General features: G+C 32.8%; 13 protein-coding genes. All 13 read left to right on the top strand.

Annotation, left to right across the window (positions count from 1 at the left end):
• The first annotated feature begins 278 nt into the window (after positions 1–278).
• Positions 279–824 carry a dTDP-4-dehydrorhamnose 3,5-epimerase gene (gene rfbC / locus BV214_RS03945; RefSeq protein WP_086476191.1) on the top strand — a complete coding sequence of 182 codons (546 nt, stop codon included), beginning with the start codon at positions 279–281 and terminating at the stop codon, positions 822–824.
• Positions 803–1,597: a dTDP-4-dehydrorhamnose reductase gene (gene rfbD, locus BV214_RS03940; protein ID WP_086476190.1), complete on the top strand. Its 795-nt coding sequence runs from the start codon at positions 803–805 to the stop codon at positions 1,595–1,597. Before rfbC ends, rfbD begins: the two co-directional genes overlap by 22 nt.
• Before the next feature lie 220 nt (positions 1,598–1,817).
• Positions 1,818–3,212: a UDP-glucose 6-dehydrogenase gene (locus BV214_RS03935; protein ID WP_176328451.1), complete on the top strand. Its 1,395-nt coding sequence runs from the start codon at positions 1,818–1,820 to the stop codon at positions 3,210–3,212.
• 17 nt (positions 3,213–3,229) lie between these two features.
• Entirely contained in the window at positions 3,230–4,225 is a 996-nt protein-coding gene (locus tag BV214_RS03930; protein WP_086476189.1) for a mannose-1-phosphate guanylyltransferase, read from the top strand.
• 3 nt (positions 4,226–4,228) lie between these two features.
• Positions 4,229–5,245, top strand: a complete 1,017-nt coding sequence (locus tag BV214_RS03925) for an NAD-dependent epimerase (protein WP_086476188.1) — start codon at positions 4,229–4,231, stop codon at positions 5,243–5,245.
• Positions 5,246–5,300: 55 nt separating this feature from the next.
• Positions 5,301–6,572 (top strand): flippase, encoded by a 1,272-nt coding sequence (locus BV214_RS03920; RefSeq protein WP_086476187.1) that lies wholly within the window; start codon positions 5,301–5,303, stop codon positions 6,570–6,572.
• Complete coding sequence (gene glf, locus BV214_RS03915; RefSeq protein ID WP_086476186.1) at positions 6,545–7,651, top strand: UDP-galactopyranose mutase; 1,107 nt, start codon at positions 6,545–6,547, stop codon at positions 7,649–7,651. Before BV214_RS03920 ends, glf begins: the two co-directional genes overlap by 28 nt.
• Positions 7,652–8,821: a glycosyltransferase family 4 protein gene (locus tag BV214_RS03910; RefSeq protein ID WP_086476185.1), complete on the top strand. Its 1,170-nt coding sequence runs from the start codon at positions 7,652–7,654 to the stop codon at positions 8,819–8,821.
• 1 nt (position 8,822) lies between these two features.
• Positions 8,823–9,767, top strand: coding sequence for an ATP-grasp fold amidoligase family protein (locus BV214_RS03905; protein ID WP_176328450.1), 945 nt, complete (start codon positions 8,823–8,825; stop codon positions 9,765–9,767).
• An 11-nt stretch (positions 9,768–9,778) separates the two neighbouring features.
• Complete coding sequence (locus tag BV214_RS03900) at positions 9,779–10,861, top strand: glycosyltransferase (protein WP_086476183.1); 1,083 nt, start codon at positions 9,779–9,781, stop codon at positions 10,859–10,861.
• 11 nt (positions 10,862–10,872) lie between these two features.
• Positions 10,873–12,150: an O-antigen ligase family protein gene (locus BV214_RS03895; protein ID WP_086476182.1), complete on the top strand. Its 1,278-nt coding sequence runs from the start codon at positions 10,873–10,875 to the stop codon at positions 12,148–12,150.
• An 11-nt stretch (positions 12,151–12,161) separates the two neighbouring features.
• Positions 12,162–13,394: an O-antigen ligase family protein gene (locus tag BV214_RS03890; protein WP_086476181.1), complete on the top strand. Its 1,233-nt coding sequence runs from the start codon at positions 12,162–12,164 to the stop codon at positions 13,392–13,394.
• Positions 13,381–14,433 carry a glycosyltransferase family 4 protein gene (locus BV214_RS03885; RefSeq protein ID WP_086476180.1) on the top strand — a complete coding sequence of 351 codons (1,053 nt, stop codon included), beginning with the start codon at positions 13,381–13,383 and terminating at the stop codon, positions 14,431–14,433. The genes BV214_RS03890 and BV214_RS03885 overlap by 14 nt, the downstream gene beginning before the upstream one ends.
• Positions 14,434–14,579 lie beyond the last annotated feature (146 nt).

The following is a 14,579-nucleotide window of genomic DNA, read 5'->3' as shown; positions in this document are numbered from 1 at the left end:
AAGGGGGAGTAAATTGTGACAATCACTAAGATTTCAAATTTGAATGACATCTAAGTGATGCTATATTGAACTCGATAACAGCACAACACATGTTACGAAGTGATGAAATGATGCTATTATGAAGCTCAAAACATTATTAAAACCAATTCCCCCTTCGAAGGGGGATTAAGGGGGATGTAAAAGGAAGTAAAAAGTCCCTTATTGAAAAACAGTAATTTACTTGAAAACATTATCACAACATAACTCCATAACAGCATAACTAGATAACAACACACACATTGACAATCACAGAATCCCCATTAAATGGCTGCTTTATTTTAGAGCCTCAAATCCATAAGGACCATAGAGGCCTATTTTTTGAATCCTATCACAAAAAGAATTTCGAGGAAGCTACTGGCTATTCTGTAGATTTCGTTCAAGACAATATCTCAGTTTCAAGAAAAGGGGTCTTACGGGGACTCCATTTTCAAACAGGCGAGTATGCACAGGCTAAATTGGTGCAGGTACTACAGGGCGAGGTTTTAGATGTGGTGGTAGACCTACGCGAAGGGAGTGCTACCTATGGGCAACACTTTAAACTTAATATTTCTGCAGAAAACCGGAAAGGCATTTTTGTACCAAAGGGTATGGCTCACGGATTTTTAGCTTTAACGGACCAGGTAATTTTTGCCTATAAGTGTGACGCATTTTACAACAAAGAATCGGAAGCAGGTATACGATATAACGACCCGGATTTAAATATAGACTGGGAAGTCCCAGTAAACCAATTGGTAATCTCCGAAAAAGATTTAGAACTCCCCTTATGGAAAGATCTCAAGATATAAAACGGGTCCTAGTTACTGGAGCCAACGGACAATTGGGTCTCAGCATACAAGACATCTCGGACCAAAATAGCAACCTAGAATTTGTTTTTGCAGATTCCAAGGAGTTGAATATCACTAATCTTGAGATGGTAAACCAATACTTCCAAACGGGGAAATTCGACTATTGCATTAATTGCGCGGCTTATACCAATGTAGAACAGGCAGAGAAGACTCCGGAAATAGCCTTTAAGGTCAATGCAGAAGGAGTAAAGAACCTATCCCTGGCTTGTAAGGAAAATCAAGTAATCCTAATTCATATTTCCACGGATTATGTTTTTGATGGGGAGAAAGACTCCCCATATACCATACACGACTCCACCAATCCCATTAACCAGTATGGGAAATCTAAATTAGCAGGAGAGCAAATTCTTCAGCGAACTTGGCGCAACCATTTTATTGTTCGTACCTCTTGGTTATACCACAAAATTCACGGAAAGAACTTTTATAAGACAATTTTGGAAAAAGCGAAGAAAGGAGAAACACTTCGAATCACGGACCGAGAAATCGGCTGCCCCACCAATTCGGAAAACTTGGCAAAGTTTCTTGTGAACCTTATCACGACTGATAACCATGCCTATGGGCTTCACCATTTCACCGATGGGAAAGCGATGAGTTGGTACGATTTTGCAATAAGCATCTTAGAGGAATACAACCTTAAAGAGAACACAAATATCATTAGAGACAACAGTTATCAAACTCTTGCTAAAAGGCCAAGATATAGTGTGATGCTGTAGGTACAGGTGTAACACAATCTTTCACCTGCCAGTAAACTATCGGTTTACGAACGAAATTCAGCCACTGGTTTTATGGTATAAAGCGCTTAAAAACTTATTAACTGGAATTAAGTGTATTAAAAATCGTAGTTTTGCCGATCGGTTATTTTTTTACGGTGGAGTTTAATCCCATCAATGAATATATAATCGAAAAATTAATATAGAATAAAAGAAATAGGTAGTGATAAAGAATATATGTTGCATAGGCGCCGGTTATGTTGGCGGTCCTACCATGGCGGTAATAGCCCTAAAGAATCCAAATATTAAGGTAACCGTTGTTGATATTAATGAGCAACGAATTTCGGATTGGAATGACAAAAATCTAGATAACCTACCTATTTACGAGCCTGGCCTAGCTGAAGTGGTAAAAGAAGCCCGTGGAAGAAATCTCTTCTTTTCTACAGAAGTTGATAAGGCAATAAAGGAAGCTGAAATAATCTTTATTTCCGTAAATACACCTACCAAGACGTATGGGAAAGGAAAAGGAATGGCTGCAGACCTTAAGTATGTTGAGCTATGTGCCCGCCAGATCGCAAAAATTGCTACGAGTGATAAAATAGTGGTCGAAAAATCCACCTTACCTGTGAGGACGGCACAAGCCATTAAGGACATTTTAGACCATACCGGCAATGGGGTTAACTTTCAAATACTATCCAACCCAGAATTTTTAGCCGAAGGAACTGCGGTACAAGACCTACTATACTCAGACCGTGTGTTGATTGGTGGAGAAGATAGCACAGAAGGAATAGAGGCTATTAAGGCCTTGGTTGATATCTACGCTTCATGGATACCTAGAGAAAAAATACTCACCACCAACGTTTGGTCTTCTGAATTGTCAAAATTGGTAGCAAATGCCTTTTTAGCACAACGAGTTTCTTCTATCAATGCCATTTCTGAGCTATGCGAAGTAACAGGCTCTGAAGTAAGTGAAGTGTCTAGGGCTATTGGAATGGACAGTAGAATTGGCCCTAAGTTCTTAAATGCCTCTGTAGGCTTTGGAGGCTCTTGTTTTCAAAAAGACATCCTCAACCTAGTCTACATCGCCAAGTCCTATGGCTTACATGAAGTAGCCGATTACTGGGAACAGGTAATCATCATGAACGACCATCAAAAGAGAAGGTTTGGCGAAAAAATTGTAAGTACCCTTTACAACACCGTATCCGGCAAAAAAATTGCATTCTTGGGATGGGCATTTAAAAAGGACACCAATGATACTCGAGAATCCGCTGCTATTTATGTGGCAGATCAATTGATTGAGGAACAAGCTGAAATACATGTATACGATCCTAAGGTAACTGCCACACAAATGAAAACTGACCTTAACTCCTTGAATACACGTTCTGAAGAAGAAAATACAAAGTACTTAAATTCTCAAACAGGACCCTACAAAGCCCTTAAAGACGCACATGCCGTTGCTATACTAACAGAATGGGAGGAGTTTGCGAATTACGACTGGCAAGAAATTTACAATAATATGCAGAAACCTGCTTTTGTGTTCGATGGAAGGGGGGTCTTAGACGCAAAAACCTTAAACGAAATCGGTTTTATTTATTACAAAATAGGAAGCGGTAATTAAAATTAATAAAAATAAGCATGGGAAAGATTGTTAATGTGATATTAAGTGGTGGGTTTGGAACGCGATTATGGCCTCTTTCGAGACCAGAACATCCCAAACAATTTTTAAAATTATTTGAAGGGAAATCATTATTTCAACATACTATATTGAGAAATGATTCGTTAGTGGATGCTTGTATGATTCTTACCAATGAAAACCATTATAAGATGGCCTTGGAGCAAATTCAAGAGTTACAAAAAAACTTTGATGAAAAAGTATTGGAACCTTTACCACGAAATACAGCTCCCGCCATTACTTTGGCAGCTTTAGCAGTAGAGGAAGACGATATTCTATTTGTTACTCCTAGCGACCATATGACGGCTAACCAAGAAATCTATGAGCAATGCGTAAAGCGTGCTATTGCCTTGGCAAAAGAAAACTATCTAGTCACTTTTTCCATTAAACCAGAATATCCCGAAACAGGCTATGGTTATATAGAATTTAAGGATGAAGATGTACTTAGTTTCCGTGAAAAGCCAGATGCCAAAACAGCAAAGGCTTTTGTAGAAAGCGGGAACTTCTATTGGAATAGTGGTATGTTCTGTTTTAAAGCAGGTGTTTTCTTAAAGGAAATAAAAAAATATAGCCTAGAAATCTATCAAAAATCCTTGGAAGCCTACAATAAGGGAGTAACGGTAAGTACTATGGAAGCTATACCCGAGGAAAGCGTAGATTATGCAGTTTTTGAAAAGAGTAAAAAAATTAAAACGGTTCCGTCTAATTTTCAGTGGAATGATCTGGGCACCTTTGACTCCCTAGTGGATTATTTAACAAATCAGGATGAAGATAATTGTTCTGCTATTCAAAAAATAGAGGGAGTCAACGTACAAAATAGCCATGCCATCAGCACAAAAAAAGTGGTAGGAATCGATCTTGACAATCTTATTTTAGTTGAAACCCATGACACTATATTGTTATTGCCTAAAGGAGCATCTCAGAAAGTAAAGGAGGTGTATCAAAGAAATAGAGATTAGTCCATGCAAAAAATATTAGTAACAGGAGCCGCCGGATTTATAGGGTATTATGTAGCTGAAGCCTATTCCAAGCAGGGAATAGAGGTGGTTGGAATAGATAACATTAACGACTATTACGATGTAAATCTTAAATATGCAAGATTAAAAGAATCTGGGATACAAAAGGAATTGATAATAGAAGGGTTATTAGTGAAAAGTGAAAAATATGAGTCCTATAAGTTTGCGAAAATTGATATTACAGACTACCAATCATTAAATAAATTATTCGTAGGGGAGAAATTCACTCATGTAATAAATCTCGCTGCTCAAGCAGGAGTACGTTATTCCATCGAAAATCCACATTCTTATGTTCAATCCAATTTAATAGGATTTTTAAATATCCTGGAATGCTGTAGGCATAATCAAATAAAACATTTGGTTTATGCCTCTAGTTCATCTGTCTATGGACACAATAAAAAGATTCCTTTTTCGGAAGAAGATAATGTAGACCACCCAGTAAGCTTGTATGCGGCTACAAAAAAGAGTAATGAATTAATGGCTTTTACATATAGCCATTTATACAATATACAAACTACCGGCTTACGCTTTTTCACAGTATACGGTCCTTGGGGAAGACCGGATATGGCACCAATGCTCTTTGCTGATGCTATTGTTAACGGTAGAGCTATTAAGGTTTTTAACAAAGGTGAAATGCGTCGAGATTTTACATATATTGACGATATCGTCGAAGGAATTGTTAAAGCCGTAGGATACAATAATGATAAGAAACCACCTTACGATGTATTTAATATTGGAAACTCAACCCCTATAGATTTAATGGAATTTATAGAGTGTATGGAAAAAGCATTGGGGTTAGTGGCGTTGAAGGAAATGTTGCCAATGCAACCAGGGGATGTAAAGGTTACATACGCCGATACCACTAAATTAGAAGGCAAAATAGGATATAAACCAAAATTAGATTTAAAATCTGGATTAAATTATTTTGTCACTTGGTATAAGGAATATTACAACTGCCAATAACTCCATAAGAAGATTGACTTAAATATTTACCATAAGTGGCAATATTAATATTTCTATGATTGAAAAAGTAAAGAAAATTCTTAAGGCCAATAAGTCGGTCTTATCCAATTTCTCCTATCTTTCCGCCATGCAAGTTTTCAATCTTGCCTTACCATTATTAACATACCCGTATCTGATTAGGGTTCTTGGAAAAGAAGCCTACGGTTTGGTGATTTTTGCTCAAGCAATAATTAGTTATTTCATGATTTTAGTGAGTTTTGGATTCAATATGTCTGCCACCAAAGAAGTGAGTGTTCATAGGGATGATAAAGAAAAACTTTCTGAAATTGTAAGTAGTATTTACATAATAAAAGGCGTATTGCTAATTGCATCTTTTATTGTGCTATTAATAGCGGCGGAATTGACAGAAATAGCCAAAGGATATAATTCATTGTTTTATTTAACCTTTTGGATCTGTTGGTACGAATGGATTTTCCCTTTGTGGTATTTTCAAGGAATAGAAAAAATGAAGTTTATTACTTTCATTACATTGTTGAGTAGATTAATATTTGTGGCACTTATTTTTATTCTCATACAAAATGAAAACGACTTCCTTTTTTATCCTATTATTAACGGTATCGGAGCATTAATATCAGGTGTAATTTCTTTATATATTGTATTTTTCAAACATCAAATAAAATTTAAATTTCCGAAATTAAAAACCCTATCCTATTATTTAAAAGAATCAGCACCAATTTTTGTATCTCAAGTCTCCATTAAAATTTATGTAAACAGTAATAAGGTAATTATCGGGAGTTTGTTAGGATTACAAGAAGTAGCCTATTATGATCTCGCGGAAAAAATGGTTACCGTTTTAAAGACCCCGCAGGGAATTTTGGGTCAAGCATTATTTCCCAAAATAAGTAAAGATAAAGATGTTTTATTCGTTAGACGGGTGTTCAAGATATCTGTATTGTTCAATGTAACTTTGTTCTTAATTATGTTGATATTTGTTAAACCCTTGGTGCTATTGTTAGGAGGAATTGATATGACTCCCGCCATCCCGATAGTTATTATCTTGGGATTAACGGCACCAATTGTGGCTATGAGCAATGTTTTTGGTGTACAATTGCTTATCCCATTCGGCTACAACAAAGCGTTTAGTAAGGTAATTTTGATGTCTGGATTAGTGTATTTACTCTTAGTAGGAGTAACATGGACATTCATAGATATGTCTATAGAGCTGATATCAACAATAACAGTATTAACGGAGTTGTATGTGACCTTATATATGTTTCATCACGTTTTAAAGTATAATTTATGGAAGAAAAGAAATATGATTATTTAATAGTTGGCGCAGGACTTTTTGGAAGTGTGTTTGCACACGAGATGACCAAAAAAGGGAAAAAATGTTTGGTTATAGATAAACGAGAACACAAAGGTGGAAATATTTATTGTGAGGAAATAAATGGAATTAATGTACATAAATACGGCGCCCATATATTCCATACAAGCAATAAAGAGATATGGGATTATGTAAATTCTTTTGTAGAATTTAACCGGTACACGAATTCTCCCATTGCAGAATTTGAAGGCAAATTGTACAATTTACCTTTTAATATGAACACTTTTTATCAGTTGTGGGGCGTTAAAACTCCAGAAGAAGCAAAGGCCAAAATTGATGAGCAAAGGGCAGCCTATTCGTATATCAAAGAACCTAAAAATTTAGAAGAGCAGGCTTTGGTATTAGGAGGAAAAGATATCTATGAAAAGCTTATTAAAGGATACACTGAAAAACAATGGGGTAGGCCAGCTACCGAAATCCCTGCTTTTATAATTAGGAGGCTTCCGTTTCGTTTTAATTTTGATAATAATTATTTCAATGATACTTACCAAGGTATACCTATTGGCGGGTATAACAAATTAATAGAGGGTATGCTAGAAGGGGTAGAAGTGAGAACTGGGGTGAATTATTTTAAGGAAAAAGAAGAATTAGATGCCTTAGCTGAAAAGACTGTTTTTACAGGTAAAATTGATGAGTTCTTTAATTATCAATTTGGGAAATTAGAATATAGAAGTTTGCATTTTGAACATGAACAGCTTAACACACCCAATTATCAGGGGAATGCTGTGATAAATTACACTGATAAGAAAGTTCCATTTACTAGGATTATAGAACACAAACATTTTGAATTCGGCACTCAGGATAACACTATCATAACTAGAGAATATCCACATGAATTTTCAAAAGACAATGAACCTTATTATCCTATAAATGACGACAAGAACCAAGCCCTCTACGAGAAATATAAAAATTTGGCAAACAAGCAATCTAAATACATTTTTGGTGGTAGGCTAGCCGATTATAAATACTATGATATGCACAATGTTATTGATGCAGCATTAGAAACCGTAAAAAAATTATAAATGACAATATTTTATTTCGTACCTGCATTTTTACCTAAGGAAACAGGTTTTTCAATTGCTTTCAAAAATTTTTGTTTATCAATATTAGATAATGAAAGAATTGAACAACTATATGTTATATCTCCTGAAGACAATCCACCATTAATTCATTCCAAAATCAGATACATCTATTTCGATAAGTATATATGGTGTGAGAGGTTAGTAAAATACTTAGGACCACATATAGGTTCTATAATTATTAATCTATACTTGAGATTTTGGATTAAACAATTAAATGTAGATGAGAAAAATTCATTGTTTTTCGTAGAGTCCGTATTATTGAGTTATTTAAGCTTTTTTTTACACAAAAAGTATAAGTACACCCCTACAGTTACTAGGATACATGGAGCACTTCCAGAAGTGGCTATATGGACAGGAGAGAAGTTAAGACGGGATTTAATGAAGCTCTTACTAAAGACAAAAAACATTTCAGTTACAACCTACCATTATATAGATTATTTAAAGACTTATTTCTCATTAAAACAAGATAACGAAATAAAATTCTTTATAATACCAAATTCGCTCCCAAAAGTTAAGGTCAACAATTCAACAAAAAGAAATAATAAGTTGAAATTGATGCAACTAGGAAGAATGGACAAACAAGGATATTTTCAAAAAGGATTTCAAGATACTTTACAAGCATTTTACTATTTGGAAACTATTTACTCTCCACGTGATTTAGCTGATATAGAATGTACTTTTATTGGTAATGGTGATTTATCAAATGAATTTAAAAAACATTTATCCAAATTAAAATATATAAAGACAAAACTTTTAACATCTATCTCAAATGATAAAGTACAACTAGAATTGGACCGCTCAGATGTTATCCTAATGCCTTCCCGATATGAAGGTATGTCCATGTTTGCCACTGAAGCTTTAGCAAAAGGTAAAGCTTTTATATTTACCTCTGATGGAGGAATGCGAGACATGATATTCAATAACTATAATGGAATCTCTATTCGTCCATTTGATTATTTAGAATTAGCAAAAGCCATCTTAGATTTAAAAAATTCTTCTAGCAAAATAGATTTATTTTCTAGTAATTCAATCAAATTGTTTAACCAAGAATTTTCTCACGAAAAAACAAATGAAAAATTTGATGTTTTATTAAAAACATTACATGATTAATATGAGTTTAAGACAGAAATTAAAAGAGGCATACTATAATAATAAGTGTATCGAATTCTTTTTAGGTCCAGTAAAAAATCTTTATGATTTTTATAGATACAATTTAATTACAGATGAATATTTTACGAAAATTGAGTTTAAACGAAATTTTGGATATGATTTAGATTTGAATAATCCTAGAACTTTAAATGAAAAAATTCAATGGTTAAAGTTAAAAGAGCGAACTAAATTACAAACAATTTGTGCAGATAAAATAGCCGTAAGGGATTATGTGACTATTAAAGTTGGAAAAGAAATTTTAATCCCGATTTATAAGCAAATTGAGAATATCAATGACCTTAACACTAACAACGTCCCAAATGAGCCCTTTATAATTAAGACAAATCACGATAGTGGCTCCTATAAAATAATTAAAGACAAAAACAATGTAGACTGGTCTTTCATTAGAAGCTATTTCGTAAAAGCGTTAAAGAACAACTTTTACAACAAAACAAAAGAATGGCAGTATAAAAATATAGAACCTAAGATCTTCCTTGAGAAATTATTGATTTCAAAAACCGGTGGATCTCCAGACGATTATAAATTTCATTGCTTTAATGGGAAAGTAGAGTTTATCTCAATAGATCGTCATAGAGGCACGGAAAAGCACACTAGAAACTGGTATGATAAAAACTGGAATATTGCTGAATTCTATTGGTCATCTATTAACCAAGTAGGTAAAGAAACATTACCTAGCAAAATACAAATACCACCACCTCCTAATTTAATGAAAATGATTAAGATAGCCAATAAACTTTCAGAAGATTTTAAATATGTTAGAGTAGATCTTTATTTAATTAATAATGACATTTTTTTTGGAGAGTTAACTTTTCATCATGATTCTGGTTTCAGACCTATTATACCTTCTATTTGGGACTTAAAGCTAGGAAACTTAATACAATTATAGAAAACAAAAGCATGAAAAAAGTATTTTTTATAATGCCAAATTTGGGTGGCGGGGGAGGTGAAAGAATTATATCAATACTGCTTAACAATTTAGACAGGAGCAAATTTGAACCACATTTGGTAATTTTAAAAAAAGATGGATCAAATGTATTTCTTAAAGACTTATGGGAAGATGTAATTGTTCATAACTTAGAAATAAAACTGCCAATTAGAGTATCATTTCCTCTTTTAATCTATAGGATGCTAATACTTTCCAGACAAAAAAAACCTGATGTCCTGTTTTTTGGTTCAGGTCAGATAAATGCTCTTATATCCCCCTTCTTGTTTTTGTTTCCACAACATATAAAAAAAATAGCTAGGGAATCAAATATCCCAAGTATCTTTGAAAAATACTTGATTATTAGATTATTTTACAAGTATTTTTATAAGAATTTTGACCGTATAATTGTGCAATCAGATGATATGTTCAATGACTTGCATAAGAATTTCAAAATATCAGAAACCAAATTAGTGAAAATCAACAATCCTGTTGATGTTTCTTATGTAGATCACAAATTGAGTATAGATAATCATATAACTCTATCAAAATACAAAATCAATCTTTTGGCCGTAGGTAGGTTGACATATCAAAAAGGATTCGATATATTAATACATCAAATGGCAAAGCTTAGTGAGAAGAACTTTTATTTAACTTTTTTGGGAGAAGGGGAGGAAAGGGAGTCATTAGAAAAAATGGTAGTAAAGTATGATATACAAGACAATATTTGTTTTAAAGGAAATGTTGGAAATCCATATAAATACTTGCAAATGGCAGATGCCCTTATTTTGAGCTCTAGGTTTGAAGGTTTCCCAAACGTAGTTCTGGAGTCTTTGGTTTGTGGTACACCTGTATTGGCCAATAATTGTTTAGGAGGAATTGATGAAATAATTAAACCTGGATTTAATGGGGATATTTTTTCATTTCAGAAAGGAGATTTTGAATCTAAATTCAACCGATTTTTCAAAACAAAATTCAACAATCTTGAAATTAGAACCGATGCCATTCACAGGTTCAGGGTAGAAAACAAAATAAAACAATTTGAGGATCAGTTATAATTCAGTAAATTTTGAAGTTAAAAATTCAGACCATTTTTAATGTTTTTTTATTTTTTCTGCCTTTTACACAGGCATTAACGATAAACGTTTTTTTCCCTCTAAAAATATCAGAATTACTATTACTTATCTTGATAGTTTTATTCATCCAACTCAAATGGGAGACCAACTATTTTAAAATTCTAAGGGAAACGCAGGTATTATTAATCTTCTTAGCCATTGCAACCCTTTCTTTCATGGTTAATGCTTTTTGGACTTACGATTATCCACCTAAGGCTATTCCTTCAAGAATAGGGAGGATACCTGATAGTTTTTTAAGGTTGGTCTATATTTACCTAAATGTTATTGCATTTATTATTTCAATTTTCTTTATTGGCAAGAATAAAAAACAAAGTCTCAATTTTTGGCTAAAGGGGGCCTTATTGGCAGCAATTTACGGGTGGTATCTTTTTATTTCATCAGCTTTAAACCTTCCATATTTGACACTTTTTGGAATGGACGAAAATCCCCAAACGTTATTCGGAATTGTACGTTCAGGAACCTTTAAAGAAGGAAATTATTTTGGATTATTCCTTTTATTATCTAGTACCATTGCTTTTTACCTAAATAAAACACGAACGGGAATCTTTTTAATAATCTCTATAGTCACAACTTTTTCTACAATTTCTATAGTAAGCGCAATATTATTTTTAGCTTTCTATTTTAAAAGTCTAATATTTAGAAAAAGGGTTTTAAAAATCTTCCTACTTCTTCTTCCTTTTATTTTGATTTCCACTTTTGCATTCTCTAAATCTGAATTTTATCAAAAATATGTGCATGCCAAGTTATTTACACCGTTAAGTACCCTTACGAAATCAAATATGTCAAAAGTTGATAGATATCTTACAGGAGATATTGCGTTCCATGCTGGGCTAAATAATCCTATATGGGGTGTAGGCCCATATAATTATGGATTACACTATGATCAATATAACAATATCTATTCGACCGTTAAAAATCATAGTGACTGGTCACGCCAATATTTCAAAAGAACAAATTTAAGAGCTATTCCTAACAATGTATACCTAGAGGTTTGGGCAGAGTATGGGATCATAGGATTTTTGTTTTTTATAATGTTCTTAGCAATGACCCTTTGGACTGCACTAAAAATTAAAAATAATATACTAACCGGAGGTCTATTGGCTATGTACCTTTCATTAAATGCATTTCCTTCTTTTATTATGTTATTTCTCTGGGTGTATTTAGCAATTCCATATGCCATTTTTTATCATAACTCCAACAAACAATCTTGAGCATACATTATATGGGATTTAAAGTATTTTTTAAACGGTATAATTTTCTAGTATTAGCGCTATTACCTATGTTAAGTTTGGCGATGGTCTCAATAGCAACGGCCCTTTTTGTTATAGGAAGTATTATCTTATACAAAAAGAATGATAATCAAAACTTCTTTGGTGATAATAAGAAGTATTTCAGAATATTGTTCTGGTATTCATTACCTTTTCCATTGCTAATTCTGTCATTGATATGGACGGAGGATCTGAAAAATGGTATTTCAATATTAGAAAAAGGATTGTCATTTGTAATAATTCCAGGTACTATATTTTTTTTAAGACCCATAAATTCAAAGAATCAAATACGAATATTTATACAAACCTATATTATTAGTAGTACAGTATATGGTATTATAATGCTAGCTTATATTTTTTGTCAATCTATTCCTTCTGACTTATTACTTATCTCAAATTATCAATCTACAATTAAATTAAGGTCATTATTTGATAAAATTCCCTTACTTAACGAGCATCCGATTTATTTTACACTGTTAACAGGGACAGCTTTATTACTTTTGTATTATAATAAATTTAAACAAGAATGGATAAACATAATTATAACCATCATCCTGTTAGCAGGGATTTTACTAGCAAGTAGCCGGGGACCTATATTAGCGTTATTTCTTGTTTTTATTGTTATATTATATACAAATATTAAAAACAAGCTTAAAGCATTAGCTGTAATTGCCATTTTCTTACTATCTAGTGTGTTTATCGTATATTTAACGCCGTTAAAGAGTAGATTGGATGAAATAACAAACACAAAAAACCTTTATCCTGAAGGAATTCATCATAATTCTTTTAATTTAAGGATGGGGATTTACAAATGTTCCTTTCAGCTTATGAAAACAACACCCATTATGGGTTTTGGGGGAGATGTTCAACATGCGCTGGACCAATGTTATATTGAATCATTTAACACTGATGCTTACCAAATTACTAGTTACAATTCTCATAATCAATATTTTCACTTTTGGCTTAGTTTCGGTGTCTTAGGTTTTATTTTAATATTATGTAGTTATATTATTTATATTCAAAAAGCAGTATTATTTAAGGATCAAGAATATGGAATGTTTCTATTATTCTTCTTTGTAGCGTTTTTGACAGAAAACATTTTAAGTAGGAATACAGGTATTGTTTTGTTTACCCTGTTTAACAGCCTATTATTTTATAAAAATTTAGTTGCACATGATAGTGATTAATGCCAGGTTCCTTACTCAACCCATATCGGGTGTGCAGCGTTTTGCTATAGAAATTTCGAAAGAATTGAATAAAAGCGGCCTTCCTGTAGTCTTTGTCGCACCAAAAAATATTATTCATCATGAATTAGCAGAAGAACTTGACGTTAAATATATCGGCGGTTTTAAAGGTCACCTTTGGGAACAAATTACACTTCAAAAATATGTACTTAGAAAAAATGCCTTACTCATTTCCTTTTGCAATACTGCTCCCTTATTTATTAAAAAACAAATAGTAACTATCCATGATTTATGTTTTAAAATACACCCAGAATGGTTTTCAAAAACATTCTCAACGGCATATAATTTCTTGATACCAAGAATAGCAAAAACATCATTACATATAATAACAGTTAGTGAAACTTCAAAAAAAGAAATTGTTAAGGAGTTACTTATATCAGAAAATAAAGTTTCTGTTGTATATAATGCTGTGGCACCTATTTTTTTCAAGGATCAAAGCCTAGAGTTTTCAAATAATAATCTATTAAAAAACAACTATCTACTTACGGTTTCATCACACCACCCTAGAAAGAATTTTGAAAGACTTATCGAGGCTTTTGTGTTAATCGATGACAACGATCTGTATTTATATATAATAGGAAACGTTAATGAGCATTTTGCAAATAAATCGATAAATGAAGTCACCAATAATCGGATTCGGTTTCTAGCTGATATTTCGGATGCAGAATTGGTAAATTATTATAGGTTTGCAAAATTATTTGTTTTCCCGAGTTTATATGAAGGTTTTGGAATCCCAATAATAGAAGCTTTAAGTCAGAAAACCCCAGTTTGTGTTTCAGATATTCCTGTATTTAAGGAGGTATGTGGTGACAATGCAATTTACTTTGATCCAAAATCGCCTTTGTCTATTAAAAATGGTATTCTGAATGGTCTAGAAAATGAAAATATGGTTAATAAACATAGAAATAAATTGGCGTTAAAGTATTCTTGGAAAACAAGTGCTGATCTGCTAGTTGGCATTATTAAAAAGTTTAAAAAATGAGCTTTTTTCAATATTGTAAAGAAAATATCGAGGCATTAAATAAAGAGTACAACATACCTTATTTAATGACGATTGTATCAAACAGAGGATTTCATTCCCTTTTCTTTTAAAGAGTAAGTCATGTTTTATGGAAAATTAAGATACCC

Origin of the sequence: Arenibacter amylolyticus (genome assembly GCF_002150785.1) — a bacterium.
Lineage (GTDB): Bacteria > Bacteroidota > Bacteroidia > Flavobacteriales > Flavobacteriaceae > Arenibacter > Arenibacter amylolyticus.
This window is presented reverse-complemented; position numbering and strand designations above follow the sequence as displayed.